Below are 15570 nucleotides of genomic sequence, written 5' to 3' on the forward strand. Positions count from 1 at the left end.
CGATATCACGGAGAGAGACATGAACATCACCAGCCTCGAAGGGCTTGTTTTCGGTGTTGACGATGTTGGCGCCTGCAATGAATTCCTCGCCAATATGGGACTTGACGTGGTGGAGCGCGGCGATGACGGCGGGCATTTCCTCGCCGAGGATGGTACCTGGATCAGCATTCGTCCGCGTGCGGATGCGCAGCTGCCCGCACCGCTGGAAACGGGTTCCATGCTGCGCGAGACGGTCTATGGCGCCGCCGACACGGATACGATCGAGGCGGTTGCCAAGGAGATGGCGCGTGACCGTGAGGTCACCCGGCATGCCGATGGCAGCATCGGATTTTACGATGATCTGGGCTTTGCCTTGCGGATCTGCCTGGCGACGCGCAAGACGCTGGAGGTGCCGGCGGAGGTGATGCCCAACATCCCCAATTCCACGCAAAGCCGCGGGCTGAATGTCATCGGTGTGACGCCCGGCGCGCCGGCGGCGCGGCCGCGTACTTTGTCCCATGTGGTGTATTTCGTTCCCGATGTGGCCTTGGCCGAAGCCTTCTACACGCAGCGTCTGGGATTTCGCTGCACGGATCGTTTCACCGATGTCGGGCCCTTCCTGCGTCCGGCCGGGATGGCGGATCATCATGCCTTGTTCCTGATCCAAAGCCCGCCGCATATCAAAGGCATAGAGCATTTCGCCTTCCACATGGCCAGCCCCTCGCAGGTTCTGGCGGCGGGAACGCAGATGGTGAAGCGCGGCTTTCAGAGCTTCTGGGGGCCGGGGCGGCATCATTTCGGCAGCAACTGGTTCTGGTATTTCAATTGCCCGATGGGCTGCCACGCCGAATTCGACGCGGATATGGACCAGCATGACGATCATTGGGTGCCGCGCGCCACGGCGATGGGGCCGGAAGCCAGCCAGGCTTATCTGTTCCAGTTCCGCGAGAAATGGGCGCCCGGCGGTCCGCCGCCAAATGCCCGCCCGGCCAGCTGAGCATGACGGTGCTCTGCCATATTTCAGAGATACCGGTTGACGGCGCCATCGGCGTCGAGCCTGGTGAAGACGGGCATGATACGATTTTTCTGGTCCGCCGCGCCGGGCATGTCTATGCCTACCGTGATTCCTGCCCGCATTGGCCAGGGGCGCGCATGGCCTGGCGGCGCCATGAATATCTGGATGCGGACGGCGCGCATATCGTCTGCCACGGCCATGGCGCCTTGTTTGACATTGAAACCGGCCATTGCCTTTCGGGGCCATGCGCCGGCTTGTCGCTCAGTTCCCTGCCGGTGGAGCTGACAGCGCAGGGTTTGGTGCGGCTCCTGCCCACCGCATCCGCGCCTCTGACCTCAAAGGATATTTCGAAATGAGTGGAATGGCGAAGAAAACTCTCGTCATTGGCGGCGGGTTCGCGGGCATGGCCGCGGCGATTGAGCTGGCCAAGCGGGGCATGCAGGTCGAGCTGGTTGAGATCGACCCGGGCTGGCGTGCTTACGGCGCGGGGATCAGCCTGGGCGGGGCGACCTTGCGGGCGTTAAAAACCCTCGGCGTTCTGGATGCGTTTTTGCGCGTCGCCCATGGCTCTGATGGCGTGGATATCCGCACCCCGGCCGGGGCGCTGATCAGCCAGCTGCCCACCCCGCGCCTGGCGGGGCCGGATGTGCCGGGCGGTGCCGGCGTGATGCGCCCGGTCCTGGCTGGGGTTCTCGCCGCCGCCACCCGCGCGGCTGGCGTGGCGGTGCGGTTGGGCGTGACCTTTTCCAGCATCAGCCAGACCGAAACCGGCGTGGACGTGGCCTTCACCGATGGCGGCACCGGCCGGTATGATCTGCTGATCGGCGCCGATGGGCTTTATTCCAAGGTGCGCACGTCATTGTTCCCGGACGCGCCGGCGCCTTCCTATAGCGGCCAGGGTGTGTGGCGCGCGGTGCTGCCGCGCCCGCCCGAGATCGAGCGCTGCACGATGTGGATGGGCGACAGGGTGAAGCCGGGGGTGAATCCGGTTTCCGCCGAGGAGATGTATCTGTTCGTCACCGAGGACCGCGCGGCGCATGAGCGCCTGGACCCGGCCGGCTTCGTCGATCATCTGCGCGCCTTGCTGGCGCCATTCCCGGACCCGGCTTTGCAGGCGATCAGGGCGCAGCTGGGCGCGCGGTCGCAGATCATCTACCGGCCGCTGGAAGGGCTGCTGCTGAAGAGCTGGTACCAGGGCAGTGTGGTGCTGGTGGGCGATGCGGTGCACGCCACCACCCCGCATCTGGCCTCGGGCGCCTGTATCGGGATCGAGGATGGCATTGTGCTGGCCGAGGAACTCGCTGGCGGCGGCGGCATCGAGGCCGCGCTCGCGCGGTTCCAGGCCCGGCGCTGGGAGCGCTGCCGCATGGTGGTGGAAAACTCAGCACGGCTGGGCGTGATCGAGCGGACGGGTGGCGACAAGGCGGAACATGCGCGGATCATGCGCGACAGCCACCAGGCGCTGGCGGCGCCGATTTGAGAAAAGGGAGCGACTCATGAAGCTGGCCAGTTTGCGTGATGGCAGCCGCGATGGGCGGCTGGCCGTGGTCTCGCGTGATCTCTCCCGCGCCTGCCTGGCGCCCGTGCCCACCATGTTGGCGCTGATGGACCAGTGGGAGGCGCGCGAACCGGCGCTTCGCAACTTGTATCAGGCCTTGAACGACGGCCAATGCGAGAGCTTCGCTTTCGACCCTGAGCAGGCGATGGCGCCGCTGCCGCGCAGCTTTCAATGGCTCGATGCCTCCGCCTTCCTGGCGCATGGCGCGTTGATGACCAGGGCGCTGCGCCTGGAGAAGAATGTGCAGGGCGATCTGCCGCTGATCTACCAGGGCGGATCGGACAGCCTGCTCGGCCCGTGCGAGGATGTGCCATTTCCCTCGGAAGCGTTGGGGATCGATTTCGAGGGCGAGTTCGCCATATGCCTGGGCGATGTGCCGATGGGGGCAACGCTGGAGGAGGCGCAGCGGGCGATCCGGTTGCTGACAATCGCCAATGATTGGAGCCTGCGTGCGCTTGCCGCGCGGGAAATGGCCACCGGCTTTGGCTGGCTGCAATGCAAGCCCTCCACCAGCTTCGCGCCGGTGGCGATCACCCCTGATGAGCTGGGGGCCGCCTGGGACCAGGGGCGGGTGAAATTGCGCCTCTCGGTCAGCCTGAACGGCGCGCTGTTCGGCCAACCCGATGGCGCGGCGATGGATTTCAGCTTTCCGGAACTGATCCGCCACGCCGCCCGCACACGCTGCCTCTGCGCAGGCACGTTGCTGGGCTCGGGAACCGTTTCGGAAGGTGCGCCGCAGCGTGTGGGGAGTGCTTGCATCGCGGAGATGCGCGGCGGCGAGATGATCTTGCACGGCGAACCGCGCACCGCCTTCCTGAAGTTTGGCGATGAGGTCGCGATGACGGCTTATGATGCCGATGGCCATGCGCCGTTCGGTGCCTTGTCGCAACGCGTCGTCGCCGCGCCGCGCCAGGAAATCTCATGATTTTATCAGCCGTCCTGGCGAAATTGCTTTGCCGATAGAGACGCTCAATGGGAGCCATATAAAAACTAAATTTTTCAAACGTTCATGATTATGGATTGATCGCAACCGTCCAAGCGGCGCGCAAAGCGCCTTTATAACGAGAAAGTCTGGGGAAATGAAAAAAATCCTGAAACTATCCGTGGCCCTCTCATGCTGCCTCGCGGCGGCACCGGCCTTGGCGTTCGAAAATGACAGCGCGCCTTATCCCGTCGGCACCACCTCGATCGGCATTGCCTCCTTGCCGCCGATTCCGGGGATTTTCCTGTTGGACCAAACCGACGTATCCGGCGCCGGCTATCTCACGGATAGCCGCGGCAACAAGAAGCAGATCCCTCCCTTCAAGGTGCATTCCGTTTCAACCACGCCGCGCATCCTGATCAGCTGGCCAGTGACTTTGCCGGGCAATGGGCGTCTCTACACGCAAATCGTCCCGCCGATCGTGGTGCTGAACACCGAAATATTCGGGCAGAAATTTCATACTGCCGGTGTGGCGAATTTCACCATCACACCGTTTCTCGGGCAATGGAACGTGACGCGGAATTTCAAAATCGCCAGCGGGTTTGACTTCATTCTACCTACCGGCGCCTACAGCGCCAGCAAGCCCGCCATCGCCTCCGGCTATACCACCTACTCGCCGGTGCTCTCGCTGCGCTACAACAACCCGCATGGGCTGGATATCGGCGTTTCCAACCGCCTCTTCTTCAACAGCACGAATACGCGCACCCATTACCATTCCGGCGATGCCTACCTGGCGGATTATATCGCCGGCTGGAATATCGGGCCGGTCGAGCTTGGCGTGACCGGCGGCTGGTTGCAGGAATATCAGCGCGACAGCCAATATGGCGCGGCAATACCCGGTTCGCGTCAGGAGATTTTCAGGATCGGCCCCTCCATTACCTATAGCGGCCGGTTCCTGGGGAAGATCCCCTTCATCGTCAACGTCAATGATCAGTTCGACGTGATTTCAAAAAACGCGCCGAAGGAAAATAATCTCTGGGTGAATATCGGCTTTCCGTTATTCGCGCCGCCGCCGCCGGCCCCGCCGGTGCACGCCAGCTGAAGGAGCGGAGAATGAACGAGACGCAACGCCAGGCCGGAACCGGCCAAGGTATTTTGTTGCTGTGCGGGTCGTGCCTGCCCATTCTGGGCGCGGTCCTGCTTGGGCCGGTGCTGGCCGAGGTGCAGGCGCATTTCATCACAACCCCCAATGTCGCAGCCCTGACGCCGGTGATGCTCACCATCCCGGCCCTGATGATCGCGGTGTTTTCGCCCTTGGCCGGCTGGCTCGCGGACAGATTCGGCAGACGCCGTCTGCTGCTGATCGGCTTGCTGGTTTACACGCTGTTCGGCACCGCGCCGCTCTATTTGCAGGGCTTGCACGCGATCGTGCTCTCGCGTGCCGGGCTGGGGCTTGCCGAGGCGGTGGTGATGACCATCTGCACCGCGCTGATCGGCGATTATTTCGAAGGCCGCAGCCGTATGCTCTGGCTCTCCCTGCAGGGGGCGGTCGCGTCTTTCGCGGCCGCGGTGTTTTTCGGGCTCGGCGGCGCGCTGGGAGAGTTTGGCTGGCGCACGCCGTTCTGGCTCTATGTCGCCGGCATCGTGATGTTTCCCTTTGCATTGAAGCTGTTGTGGGAGCCCTCCCGGCCGCATCGGCTGACGCCGCATCTGGGGGCGCAGACGCTGCCCTGGCGGGTGCTGGCCGTGGCTTACCCGTTTGCCTTGGTCACCGGTATCGCGCTGCTGATGGTGCCCATTCAGCTCAGCTTCATTCTGCACGGGCTGGGGCTCGATTCACCGGCCACGGCGGGGCTGCTTTCCGCCGGCAACCAGGCCTCGGTACTGGCCGGCGCCTTGCTGTTCCGCCTGCTGGTGCGCTTTGGCTATGTGCCGGTGTTCGGCGGCGGGTTTTTCGCGGCTGGCGCGGGGCTGCTGCTGGTTTCGGTCAGCAAGGGGCAGGGCGGTCTGCTTCTGGGCGGCTGTTTGAACGGCTTCGGGTGCGGCCTGCTGCTGGTGGGGCTGATCACTTGGGCGTTGGCGGCGCTGCCCTCAAAGGTTCGCGGGGTTGGCGCCGGGGGCTTCAATAGCTGCGTGTTCCTGGGTGAATTCCTCAGCCCGCTTGTCATCCTGCTCTTGCGCCATGGCGGGGTCAGCCTGGTGAGCGCCATGGCTTTTTGCGGCTGGGGGCTGGTGGCCTTGATATTGCCCGCCTTGCTCGCGCCTCTGGCCATCCGCGTTCAGGCCGCCGCTCTGCCGGCGGCCGACTGAACGCCTCCCCCCGCTTTTTCCGGAGTGACCTTGAATGAGACGCTTTCTCGATCTTTCCGTCGCCATCGATAACGACACCCCGGCCGACCCGCCGCCGCTGCGCCCAAAAATCCTCTATCAGGATCACGCCCAAAGCGTCGCGGAAGTGCTGAATTTTTTCCCCGGTCTCACGCAAGACCAATTGCCGGATGGGGCCGGCTGGGCGGTTGAGAGCTTGCAGGTCACCGCCCATAACGGCACGCATCTCGACGCGCCCTGGCATTATCATCCGACGATGGATGACGGCGCGCGCGCGATCACGATCGACGAAGTGCCGCTGGATTGGTGTTATCGTCCCGGCGTCAAGCTGGATTTCCGGCATATGGAAGACGGCTACGTGGCGACCGCGGCGGATATTGAGGCGGAGTTGCGGCGGATTGGTTATACATTGCGGCCGCTGGATATCGTGGTCATCAACACCGCCGCCGGCGCGGCATATGGCACCCCGGCTTATCTGGGCAAAGGCTGCGGCATTGGCCGTGAGGCGACTTTATATTTGCTGGAGCGGGGCGTGCGTGTCACCGGCACCGACGCTTGGAGCTGGGACGCGCCCTTTCCCCTTACAGCCAGACGCTTTGCCGAAACCGGCGATGCGTCGTTGATCTGGGAAGGGCACAAGGCCGGCGCCAAGATCGGCTATTGTCACCTGGAAAAGCTCGCCCGCCTGGCCGAGCTGCCGCCCTTTGGTTTCGAGATCATTTGCTTTCCGACCAAAATCAAGAATGGCTCGGCGGGCTGGACCCGGGCGGTCGCTGTATGGGAGGCGGAGACGGCGTGATCGCCGTCTTTAACCCTCCTTTGTGCCGCTGACCTGCGCCGCGGCCCTATAAGAAACGATCTGAGCGCCCCCAACCCCGCGCAGGGGCTTTTACGGCACGGATACTTTGACGATGTCAGACCAGGAGCTGTCGCGCCGTTCGCCCTGGCAGCGCGCGGCGTTTACGCTGGCGTTATCCAAGGCGTTGTGAGCTTGCCCGTTTGGGACGAGCTTTTCAGCCCTGTCTTTTGGCCAGGCCAACAAATCCAGCAGGTTCGAAAGCAGCGAAATTGTTCATTGAAAAACCTGGCTCCCGAAGTAGGACTCGAACCTACGACCGAGCGATTAACAGTCGCTTGCTCTACCAACTGAGCTATTCGGGACCGGTGGGCGGCTCTATAAACAACGCCCCGGAGGCTGGCAAGTGCCCTTGGCAAATAAATGACAGCTTTCTCCTCAACGCCCTGTAAGCGCTTGTTCAGCTTAAAAAACAGCCGCTTCGCGGGGGCAGGGGCGGCCCGGCCAGTTGATTTCGCCGCTGGCCTCACTTACAGAAGGCGCAGCCAGGCGGGTGTGGTGGAACTGGTAGACGCGCCGGACTCAAAATCCGGTTCCAGCAATGGAGTGTCGGTTCGATTCCGACCACCCGCACCAGGCTTCCCAACCCCTCTTTCATCGGCCCGCACCGCGCTTCAGCCCGCGTCAAAACCGGCCGCAAAAAAGCGGCGCGGGGCATTGCGCAAAATCGCGAATCATCCGTCGGATTGCCGCAAAAATCTCGATCGCCGCCGCCTGTGCCCCTCATCTGGACAAGGCGCCACGGTTCCTGGAAGCTCACACGGGCTGAAACCAGGCGCCGGGGCGATGAATGACACGTGATGAGATCTACCGGCACATAGCCTTCGTCCTGCGCTGCTCAGCTGCGGCCGCGCTGGCTTATCTGGCGGCCCGTGGCGTCGGGCTGCCGCATCCGGTCTGGGCGACGATGAGCGGCATCATCGTCTCCCAGGAAAAACTCAACGATACCAGCCGCGCCGCGCTTTGGCGGCTCACCGGCACGCTCGTCGGCGTCGTCTCGGCGGTGATTATCGGTGGCGCGCTGGTCGCCTTTGGCGCGCCGGTGCCGTTGCAACTGGCCGGGGCCGTTTGTTTCTGCGCCGTGCTGGTGCGGCTCTGGCCGAATTTGCGGGTTTCGATGTGGACGGCGCCGATCGTGCTGCTCACCGTCGATCCCGGCGATACGATTCTCCAGACCGGCATCTGGCGAGGCAGCGAGGTGCTGCTGGGCGGGCTCATCGGCATCGCCTTCCACGCCTTGGCGGAACGCGCCATCACCTGGCTGGACGCGCACGAGGCCAGACCGACCCAGGGCTGAGCAATAAGCGGGGCGGTGTTGCTGCATTGCAACTTGTCGCGGCGGGCAGGGACACTCATTTAGCGTCACGAACAATCCGCTGGGGAGTGGTGATCATGTCGGAAAAGCTGCGCTTTGAAACCTATAAGGCGCCGGCCGGTGGCTGGGGGGCGGCGAAAGCCACCGCCAAGGTGTTGCTGGAACAGAGTGTGGTGGTGAAAGGCAGCCAAGCGCTGCTGAAGATGAACCATCCGGACGGGTTCAAATGCCCGAGCTGCGCCTGGCCGAATCCGGACCGCGAGAAGAAGCTGGAATTCTGCGAGAACGGCGCCAAGGCGCTGGCCGTTGAAGCCACCCGCAAGCGCGTCACCCGCGACTTCTTCGCCCAGTACAGCGTCACCGAGCTGATGGCGCAGTCCGATTACTGGCTGGAGGAGCAAGGCCGCCTGACCGAGCCGATGCGCTATGATGCCGCCACCGACCATTACGTGCCGGTCTCCTGGGACGATGCCTATCAGCTGATCGCCAGCGAGCTGAACGCCCTCGCCAGCCCCGATGAGGCGGAATTCTACACCTCCGGCCGTACCTCCAACGAGGCCGCCTTCCTTTATTCGGTGTTCGTGCGCGAATTCGGCACCAATAATTTCCCCGATTGCTCGAATATGTGCCACGAGCCGACCAGCCGCGGCCTGCCAATGTCGATCGGCATCGGCAAGGGCACCGTGGTGATCGGCGATTTCGCCAAGGCCGAGGCGATTTTCATCATCGGCCAGAATACCGGCACCAACAGCCCGCGCATGATGACCGAGCTGGTGCATGCCAGGAAGCGCAACGTGCCGATCGTGGCGGTGAACCCGATGCCCGAGCGCGCTCTGATCCGCTTCACCGAGCCGCAGGACATGGTGGAGATGGCCACCTTCCAGTCCACCCCGATCTCCAGCGAATTCGTGCATATCAAGATCGGCGGCGATGTGGCGCTGCTCAAGGGCATCATGAAGGTGCTGTTCGAGCGCGATGCGGCCGGGGAAAAGGTGCTGGATGAGGAATTCATCCGCGACCATACCCATGGCTTCGCGGCGCTGAAGGCGGATATCGAGGCCACCAGCTGGGCGGATATCGTCGCGGTCTCCGGCATCGAGGAAGCGCAGATCCGGCGTTGCGCGGATGTCTATATCGCCTCCAACGCCACCATCATCTGCTTCGGCATGGGCGTCACCCAGCACCAGCAAGGCGCGCGGGTGATCCAGCAGATCGCCAATCTGTTGATGCTGCGGGGGAATTTCGGCAAGCCCGGAGCTGGCATCTGCCCGGTGCGCGGCCATTCCAACGTGCAGGGGGACCGCACGGTCGGCATCGATGAGAAGCCGACCCCAGCCTATCTGGACAAGTTGCAGGAAGTATTCGGCTTCGCCCCGCCGCGTGAGCATGGCCATCATGTGGTCGAGAGCGTGAAGGCGATGATCGAGGGCAGCGCCAAGGTGTTCATCGGCATGGGCGGGAATTTCATCCACGCCATCCCGGACACGTTCGCCGCCTATGAGGCGATGCGCCGGCTGAACCTCACCGTCGGCATCGCCACCAAGCTCAATCGAGGCCATCTGGTGCATGGCAAGCAGGCCTTGATCCTGCCCGTCATTGCCCGCTCGGAGATCGACAACCAGGCCAGCGGCCCGCAATTCGTCACCATCGAGGATGCGATGTCCAACATCACCGCCTCGCGCGGGGTGCTGGAGCCGGCAAGTGCCGATCTGCGCTCGGAAATCGAGATCGTCTGCCGCATGGCGATGGCGACGCTGCCCAACAGCGTGGTGCCCTGGGCGGAGTATATCGCGGATTATAACCTCATCCGCGACCGCATCGCGGATGTGTATCCGGATCTGTTCGCCGGGTTCAATCAGCGGATCAAGGCGCCGGGCGGCTTCCACCTCAACAACCCGCCGCGCGCCCGGCAGTGGAAGACCGACACCGGCAAGGCAAATTTCCTGATCATCGAAGGGCTGGATGAGGATAAGCCGATTGGCGGCGCGGAGATGTTCCGCCTTTCCACCGTGCGTTCGCACGACCAGTACAACACCACCATCTACTCCAACTCGGACCGGTATCGCGGCGTCTATGACGGGCGGATGGTGCTGTTTATGAATGAGGCGGATATGCGCGATTACGGCATCGCGCCGCAGGCTATTGTGGGCCTGGAGACGATCGCGGATGACGGGGTGGAGCGCCGGGTGATGGGGCTGACCGTGTATCCCTACCAGATGCCGCGCGGCAGCCTGGCCGGCTATTACCCGGAGCTGAACCCGCTGCTGCCGATTGGGCATCACGACGAGATCTCCGGCACGCCGGCGGCCAAGTCGATCCCGGTAAGGATTGTAAAGTCGTAAAAGTTTTTGGTGCCGCTTTTTTCAAAAAGCGGCAAAAAATGCTGGGGCGGTGGCGACCGCGTTGCAACCCCCCAGCCTTTTCAAAGCCAAAAATTTTTAATTATATCGCAAAGCCTTATGCTGCGTTCACGGATGCGCCGGAGCCAGCCGCGCCAGCAGGCTCAGCGCCGCCCCCAGCACAAACCCGACCAGCGTGCCATTCACGCGGATATATTGCAGGTCCTTGCCCACCCGCAGCTCCAGCTTCTCGGTGATGGTCTTCGCATCCCAGGCGCCGACGACATGGCCGATGAATTTCGCCCCTTCCGCCTGGGCGCTGGGCAATAGCCGCAGCACGCCGCCGCGCAGCGCCTCGTTCAGTCGCGCCTGGGTGGCCTCGTCACGCCCCAGCACCTCGGCCAGATTGACCAAAGCCGCCTCGATCACCGCCACTGAGCGCCCATGCGGGTTGGCGGCATCCAGCTCCAGCGCCCGGCGCATCCGCGCCCAGACATCCCAGACCCAGGCCTGCACCGTCTCATGCGTCATCACCCCGCGCAGCGCCTGGCCGAGCTCGGCGGCGCGAGCCGGGTCGGTCTCCAGCTTGGCGATTTCGGCGCGTGCCCATTCATCGAAGGCGTCGCGGATTTCGGAACTGTCCGGGCTGATCTTGTCCAGCTCGCTATTCACCGCCGAGAGCACGCGCTTGGCGATGCCCGCCCCCACCGCCCAGCCGACAAATTTGCCGCCATGCTCGGCGACGCGCTCCTTGATCGCCTCGCGTAGATTTTCCTCCCGTGCCGCCAGCATCTCCTTCACCTGGGCCAGGATGAAGCTGAACATCTCCTGGTGCTTGCCGCCTTCCACCAGCCCGGCCAGGGCGCGCGCCACCACCACCCCGGCGGCGCGCCCGCCGACCAGCTTGGGCAACAGCCGGTTGAGCAGGCGCCTGGCCCGGCCATCCTCGATGCTCGCCAGCAGCTTCGGCAGCATCCCGGCCAGCGCCTCGGCCAGCGGCCTTGAAGCAGCCGGGTCGGCCAGGAAGCGGCGCAGAATGGCGGCACCATCCAGCTCCGCCAGCAACCGGCGCATATCGGCCTCGGTGAACACATGGTTGGCGACGAAGCGCCCCAGCGCATCGCCCAGGCGTTGCTTCTGCGCCGGCAGAATCGCGGTATGCGGGATTGGCAGCCCCAGAGGGTGGCGGAACAAAGCGGTGACGGCGAACCAGTCCGCCACCCCGCCGATGAACCCGGCCTTGGCGGCGTCGCGCAGCAGCTCGGTCCAGCCGGAGGGGGGGAGCCAGTAGCTGCCGAGGGCCAGGGCGGCCATCAGCACCAGCAGCGAGGAGGCGAAGGCTTTGTGGCGACGAAGCGCTGTGCGCAGGGGGGCGTCAGGGTCTTGCGGCATGGCCATGCGGAAATAGATGGCCCAGCTGCGCCTGCAAGTACACAGGGCGGCTAATTGCTGCCCTCTCCCGGCAGGCCGGGCAGGCCCTGTCCGCCTTGCGGGACATAGCCCGGATCGCTCGGCTGTGCCTTCATGCCGGTCAGTGGGTTCACCTGCACATTGTCGCGGTAGCAGCCCTGGCCGTCATTCACCCCGCCGACGGAATTGCACTGGTCCTGCGCATTCAGCGCCAGGCCGGAGCTGGGGTCGATCTGCACGCCATTGCGCCGGCAATCCGTATAGGAGCCGATGCCCCCCACCGCCTGGCAGGATGGGTCGCGATCCGCCCCGACAATGCCGCTACTCTGCGCCAAAGCCGGACCCGCCAGCAGCCCGAGACAGATGGCAAAACAGAGATGCCGTCCGACCATGAATATCCCCCTCATACAGCTTCCTCACGATGGCCAAGCCCGGCGCGCGCCGCAACCATGACCCGCACGGTTTTTATTGCATTTTAAAGGATCTGGGGCGTATCGTCGGACTTGAGGATCAGTCCGGCGCAATCGCCGGGCGGCGTCAGTCTCTGTCCGAAAAAGCGGTCTGTGAATATCGCGTGCCATCGCAAGATGGAGGGTCAAGGCAATGAATATAAAAGATTATCTTCACAACTCCCAAGGCCCCGGCGGGCATTTTCCGCACGGGCTCAGCCGCGCCCCGTCGCAAGGCGCGGTGCTGCCGGTGGTGCTGGGCGTGGTCTGCGTCGCCGCGGTGCTGGGCGTGTTGTGGCTGGCCTATAATTTCGGCTGACACAGCGGATAATCGGCTGTTTCAAAAGTCGCTATAGTGAGTCGCCAAGCGGGGTTTTGTGAGCATCGGAGCGGAACGTACTTAAAGTACGTGAGCACCGGAGCACGGCAAATCGCCGCTTGGCGGCCGCCAGAGTGGCGTTTCAAACAGCCATGTGTGATTGCCCATCATCCCCCCGCATAGCATGATGCGGGCATGGGTTTTTTGTCTGAAGCCGTGCCGCAACGTCATGTGGTGCTCGATGTCCTCCCCGGGATCAGCCGGATCGTCGCCGATAATCCCGGCATCATGACCTATCACGGCACCAACTCTTATCTGCTGGACACGCCGGAGGGGCTGGTTGTGATCGATCCTGGGCCGGACGATGCGGCGCATATCGGCGATCTCATCACCGCCATCGGGGCGCGCAAGCTCGGGCTGATCCTGCTCACCCATACCCATGGCGACCATTATGCCGGCCTGCCCGCCCTGGCCGCCCAGACCGGCGCCAAGGTCGCGGCCTTCCACCGGCCGATGCGCGCGGACTTCAACCCGGATCTGCCCCTGCGGGATGGCGACAAGCTGCAGGGCTTCACCGCCCTGCACACACCCGGTCACGCGGCGGACCATCTCTGCTTCGCCTGGCGCGGGCAGGGGGGAGAAAAAATCCTGTTCAGCGGCGATCATGTGATGTCATGGTCCTCCTCCATCGTTAGCCCGCCGGATGGCGACATGGCGGATTATTATCGCGGGCTGGAGCGGCTGCTGGCGCGCGACGATGATCTCTTCCTGCCCGGCCACGGCCCGCTGCTGCGCGACCCCAGGGGGCTGACGGCGGAGCTGCTCGGCCACCGGCAACGGCGCGAGCGCAGCATTCTGGAGGCGTTGAAGCGGCAGGATTGGAGTGTCGCCGCCCTCGCCGCGGATCTCTACGCCAAGGCGGATCCGTTCCTGAAGGCGGCGGCACAGCGCAATGTGCTGGCGCATCTGCTGAAGCTCTCAAAGGAAGGGCTGGTGCATGAGCTGACGCCGGCGGCCGGCTTGCATGCGGATAATCTGATGATGCTGGAAAAAGCCGCCAGCAGCCCCGCCTGGCGCCAGCGGATCGAGCGGATGGCGGAGGATTCCAAGCGCCGCTTCGCCCTCGCGGCGGCGTAAACTCAGAGGCTGTTTCAAAGGTCACTATGGTGAGTCGTCAAGCGGTGATTTGCGAGCACCGGAGCGGAGCGTACTTAAGGTACGTGAGCACCGGAGCGCAGCAAATCGCCGCTTGGCGGCCGCCAGAGTGGCTTTTCAAACAGTCTCTCAGCCTGCCGCCGTGGCCAGCATCTCCGCAAGGTCCAAGGCGGTCAGCGGGCAGGCGAAGAAATAGCCCTGCCCGTGCGAGACGCCCAGCGCCTGCATGCGCCGCATCTGCGCCGCCGTCTCGATCCCTTCGGCGACGACATCCTGGCCGTGGCGCTGGGCGCTGCCGGTCATCGCGCGGATGAACATGGTGGCGTCGGCGCTCTCATCGGTGACCACGGAGCGGTCAAGCTTGATCGCGCTGAGGGGCGCGTCGAGCAGTGCCTCCAGGCAGGCCATGCCGGGTATCGCATCGTCGAGCGCCAGCAGATAGCCATGCGCCCGCAAGTCCGCGATGCTGGCCAGGGCGGCGGGCGGGTCGCGCACCGGTTGCGTCTCGGTCAATTCAAACCGCAGCGCCGTGGCCTCCAGCCCATATTTCGCCTGCACGGTGCGGATCCGTTCGATCAGGCCGGGAAAAACCAGAACATTCAGCGGCAGGTTGAAGGCCAGCTCCAGTCCCCGCCGGTGCAAGCCATGCACGACATATTCGCCCAGCGCCCGGTCCATGATCGCAAGAGTAAGGTGCAACGCCGCGTCCGGGCAGGACATCATCTCCACAATCGCCTGCGGCCCCAGCAGCTGGCCATCCGCCGTCTGGCTGCGGGCGAGAACTTCGGCATGGCAAACCGCCCCATCGCGCAAGCGGAAAATGGGCTGGTAGCGCAGACGCAACGTGTCGGCGAGGGCAATGCCGGCCGCCTTGGGGGGCATGTCTAAATTACCGAGAGTTGTTCAAAAATAACACTCGGCGGTTCTAACAGACTTAAACCCCCCGTGCGAGGGAAATTTCACTCTTTTTTCAATCGGATGGCTTTTTCACCGGCGCTGCCGAGCGGCGCAGCCGGTGCTCGCCGAGGAAGAGCAGGATGGGCGCGGCGATGAAGATGGAGGAGGAGGTGCCGACGACGATGCCGAACAGCATGATCCAGGCGAAGCCGGACAGGGCGGCGCCACCGAACAAGGCCAGCGGCAGGGCGGCGAGGAACACGGTGCCCGAGGTGCCCAGGGTCCGGTTCAGCGTCTCGTTGATCGAGAGATCGATCAGATCCCGCAGCCCCATGGTTTTATATTTGCGCAGATTCTCCCGCATCCGGTCATAGACCACCACCTTGTCATTGGTGGAGTAGCCGATGATGGTCAGGATCGCGGCGATGGTCACCAGGTCGAACGGGATGCGGGTGATCACCATGAAGCCGATGGTCTTGGTCGTATCCAGGATCAGCGTCACCACGGCGCCAACCGCGAACTGCCATTCAAAGCGGAACCAGATATAAACGAGGATCATCACGAAGGAGAGCCCCAGCGCCTCCAGCCCCTGGGTGAAAAGCTGGTCCGAGACCGAGGCGCCGACCGCCTGGGTGGACTGGATTTTCGAACCGGGGGCGGCCTTGTCCAGCGCCTGCTGTACCTCGCCGATGGCGGTCTGGGTGGCGCCGGCATTGGCCCGGCTCTCCAGGCTGATCAGCACCTGATCGCCCTGATTGCCGACCGATTGCAGCGCCGCGTCGCTGAGCCCGGCCCCGGCGAGGGCGCCGCGCAGGGCCGCGAAATCGGCCTTTTGCGGGGTCTGCACCTGCAGCACCACGCCGCCCTTGAAATCCAGACCCATATTCAGGCCCGGATGGAAGAACAGCACGACCGAGGCCAGAGACAGCACCGCCGAGGTGATCAAGCCGGCGAAGCGGCCATTCATGAAGCGGATCTTGGTCCCGTCCGGGACGAAGCGGAAAGCCGGTTTGGTGAACATGATCGCT

The 15570-nt window shown here is 63.9% G+C and carries 15 protein-coding genes and 2 tRNA genes; 12 read left to right on the forward strand and 5 right to left on the reverse strand.

The genetic code is table 11. The features are described from left to right. Positions 1-19 precede the first annotated feature (19 nt). The 7 genes from T331_RS0111195 to T331_RS0111225 all read left to right on the forward strand — a co-directional run bounded on the left by T331_RS0111195 (position 20) and on the right by T331_RS0111225 (position 6601). Positions 20-976: a VOC family protein gene (locus T331_RS0111195; RefSeq protein WP_026440074.1), complete on the forward strand. Its 957-nt coding sequence runs from the start codon at positions 20-22 to the stop codon at positions 974-976. Then, complete coding sequence (locus T331_RS0111200) at positions 931-1350, forward strand: Rieske (2Fe-2S) protein (protein WP_026440075.1); 420 nt, start codon at positions 931-933, stop codon at positions 1348-1350. The genes T331_RS0111195 and T331_RS0111200 overlap by 46 nt, the downstream gene beginning before the upstream one ends. A 5-nt stretch (positions 1351-1355) precedes the next feature. Next, positions 1356-2474, forward strand: coding sequence for an FAD-dependent oxidoreductase (locus T331_RS0111205; protein ID WP_211248716.1), 1119 nt, complete (start codon positions 1356-1358; stop codon positions 2472-2474). A gap of 16 nt (positions 2475-2490) precedes the next feature. Continuing rightward, positions 2491-3477, forward strand: a complete 987-nt coding sequence (locus T331_RS0111210) for a fumarylacetoacetate hydrolase family protein (RefSeq protein WP_026440077.1) — start codon at positions 2491-2493, stop codon at positions 3475-3477. 154 nt (positions 3478-3631) lie between these two features. Continuing rightward, positions 3632-4576, forward strand: a complete 945-nt coding sequence (locus T331_RS18145; protein WP_051622329.1) for a SphA family protein — start codon at positions 3632-3634, stop codon at positions 4574-4576. Positions 4577-4587: 11 nt separating this feature from the next. Further along, complete coding sequence (locus T331_RS18150; RefSeq protein ID WP_008492607.1) at positions 4588-5784, forward strand: MFS transporter; 1197 nt, start codon at positions 4588-4590, stop codon at positions 5782-5784. A 34-nt stretch (positions 5785-5818) separates the two neighbouring features. Further along, positions 5819-6601, forward strand: coding sequence for a cyclase family protein (locus T331_RS0111225; protein ID WP_008492608.1), 783 nt, complete (start codon positions 5819-5821; stop codon positions 6599-6601). Positions 6602-6887: 286 nt separating this feature from the next. On the opposite strand, the gene T331_RS0111230 is transcribed toward T331_RS0111225, so the two are convergent. Next, a tRNA-Asn gene (locus T331_RS0111230) sits at positions 6888-6963 on the reverse strand. A 184-nt stretch (positions 6964-7147) separates the two neighbouring features. Between T331_RS0111230 and T331_RS0111235 the strand changes: the two genes are divergently transcribed. The 3 genes from T331_RS0111235 (at position 7148) to T331_RS0111245 (ending at position 10315) form a co-directional block, all read left to right on the forward strand. Next, a tRNA-Leu gene (locus T331_RS0111235) sits at positions 7148-7234 on the forward strand. A 214-nt stretch (positions 7235-7448) separates the two neighbouring features. Continuing rightward, complete coding sequence (locus tag T331_RS0111240; RefSeq protein WP_026440078.1) at positions 7449-7955, forward strand: FUSC family protein; 507 nt, start codon at positions 7449-7451, stop codon at positions 7953-7955. A 95-nt stretch (positions 7956-8050) separates the two neighbouring features. Further along, positions 8051-10315, forward strand: coding sequence for an FdhF/YdeP family oxidoreductase (locus T331_RS0111245; protein ID WP_026440079.1), 2265 nt, complete (start codon positions 8051-8053; stop codon positions 10313-10315). Between the two features lie 126 nt (positions 10316-10441). Here the strand turns inward: T331_RS0111245 and T331_RS0111250 are convergent, their stop codons facing one another. Both T331_RS0111250 and T331_RS0111255 read right to left on the reverse strand, forming a co-directional pair. Further along, entirely contained in the window at positions 10442-11710 is a 1269-nt protein-coding gene (locus tag T331_RS0111250; RefSeq protein WP_008492627.1) for a DUF445 domain-containing protein, read from the reverse strand. Positions 11711-11754: 44 nt separating this feature from the next. Further along, positions 11755-12114, reverse strand: coding sequence for a hypothetical protein (locus tag T331_RS0111255; RefSeq protein ID WP_026440080.1), 360 nt, complete (start codon positions 12112-12114; stop codon positions 11755-11757). A gap of 211 nt (positions 12115-12325) precedes the next feature. Between T331_RS0111255 and T331_RS19940 the strand changes: the two genes are divergently transcribed. Together T331_RS19940 and T331_RS0111265 are read left to right on the forward strand one after the other, a co-directional pair. Then, positions 12326-12490, forward strand: coding sequence for a hypothetical protein (locus T331_RS19940; protein ID WP_155992692.1), 165 nt, complete (start codon positions 12326-12328; stop codon positions 12488-12490). A 195-nt stretch (positions 12491-12685) separates the two neighbouring features. After that, the gene (locus T331_RS0111265; protein WP_026440081.1) at positions 12686-13627 is read left to right on the forward strand and encodes an MBL fold metallo-hydrolase; all 942 of its coding nucleotides are present in this window, start codon (positions 12686-12688) and stop codon (positions 13625-13627) included. Between the two features lie 147 nt (positions 13628-13774). Here T331_RS0111265 and T331_RS0111270 read toward each other — a convergent pair whose 3' ends face one another. Both T331_RS0111270 and secF read right to left on the reverse strand, forming a co-directional pair. Continuing rightward, positions 13775-14527, reverse strand: a complete 753-nt coding sequence (locus T331_RS0111270) for an EAL domain-containing protein (protein ID WP_026440082.1) — start codon at positions 14525-14527, stop codon at positions 13775-13777. Positions 14528-14615: 88 nt separating this feature from the next. Further along, complete coding sequence (gene secF / locus T331_RS0111275; protein WP_211248717.1) at positions 14616-15563, reverse strand: protein translocase subunit SecF; 948 nt, start codon at positions 15561-15563, stop codon at positions 14616-14618. Positions 15564-15570 lie beyond the last annotated feature (7 nt).

This window comes from Acidocella facilis ATCC 35904 (assembly GCF_000687875.1).
In the GTDB taxonomy this organism is placed as follows: domain Bacteria; phylum Pseudomonadota; class Alphaproteobacteria; order Acetobacterales; family Acetobacteraceae; genus Acidocella; species Acidocella facilis.

Bases quoted from the DNA above. Each gene is read 5' to 3' on its own strand.
- T331_RS0111250 (WP_008492627.1), bottom strand. From the start codon at position 11,710: ATGGCCATGCCGCAAGACCCTGACGCCCCCCTGCGCACAGCGCTTCGT.
- T331_RS18150 (WP_008492607.1), top strand. From the start codon at position 4,588: ATGAACGAGACGCAACGCCAGGCCGGAACCGGCCAAGGTATTTTGTTG.
- T331_RS0111210 (WP_026440077.1), top strand. From the start codon at position 2,491: ATGAAGCTGGCCAGTTTGCGTGATGGCAGCCGCGATGGGCGGCTGGCC.
- T331_RS0111205 (WP_211248716.1), top strand. From the start codon at position 1,356: ATGGCGAAGAAAACTCTCGTCATTGGCGGCGGGTTCGCGGGCATGGCC.
- T331_RS0111270 (WP_026440082.1), bottom strand. From the start codon at position 14,527: ATGCCCCCCAAGGCGGCCGGCATTGCCCTCGCCGACACGTTGCGTCTG.
- T331_RS18145 (WP_051622329.1), top strand. From the start codon at position 3,632: ATGAAAAAAATCCTGAAACTATCCGTGGCCCTCTCATGCTGCCTCGCG.
- T331_RS0111265 (WP_026440081.1), top strand. From the start codon at position 12,686: ATGGGTTTTTTGTCTGAAGCCGTGCCGCAACGTCATGTGGTGCTCGAT.
- T331_RS0111225 (WP_008492608.1), top strand. From the start codon at position 5,819: ATGAGACGCTTTCTCGATCTTTCCGTCGCCATCGATAACGACACCCCG.
- T331_RS0111195 (WP_026440074.1), top strand. From the start codon at position 20: ATGAACATCACCAGCCTCGAAGGGCTTGTTTTCGGTGTTGACGATGTT.
- secF (WP_211248717.1), bottom strand. From the start codon at position 15,563: ATGTTCACCAAACCGGCTTTCCGCTTCGTCCCGGACGGGACCAAGATC.
- T331_RS19940 (WP_155992692.1), top strand. From the start codon at position 12,326: ATGAATATAAAAGATTATCTTCACAACTCCCAAGGCCCCGGCGGGCAT.
- T331_RS0111200 (WP_026440075.1), top strand. From the start codon at position 931: ATGGGCGCCCGGCGGTCCGCCGCCAAATGCCCGCCCGGCCAGCTGAGC.
- T331_RS0111240 (WP_026440078.1), top strand. From the start codon at position 7,449: ATGACACGTGATGAGATCTACCGGCACATAGCCTTCGTCCTGCGCTGC.
- T331_RS0111255 (WP_026440080.1), bottom strand. From the start codon at position 12,114: ATGGTCGGACGGCATCTCTGTTTTGCCATCTGTCTCGGGCTGCTGGCG.
- T331_RS0111245 (WP_026440079.1), top strand. From the start codon at position 8,051: ATGTCGGAAAAGCTGCGCTTTGAAACCTATAAGGCGCCGGCCGGTGGC.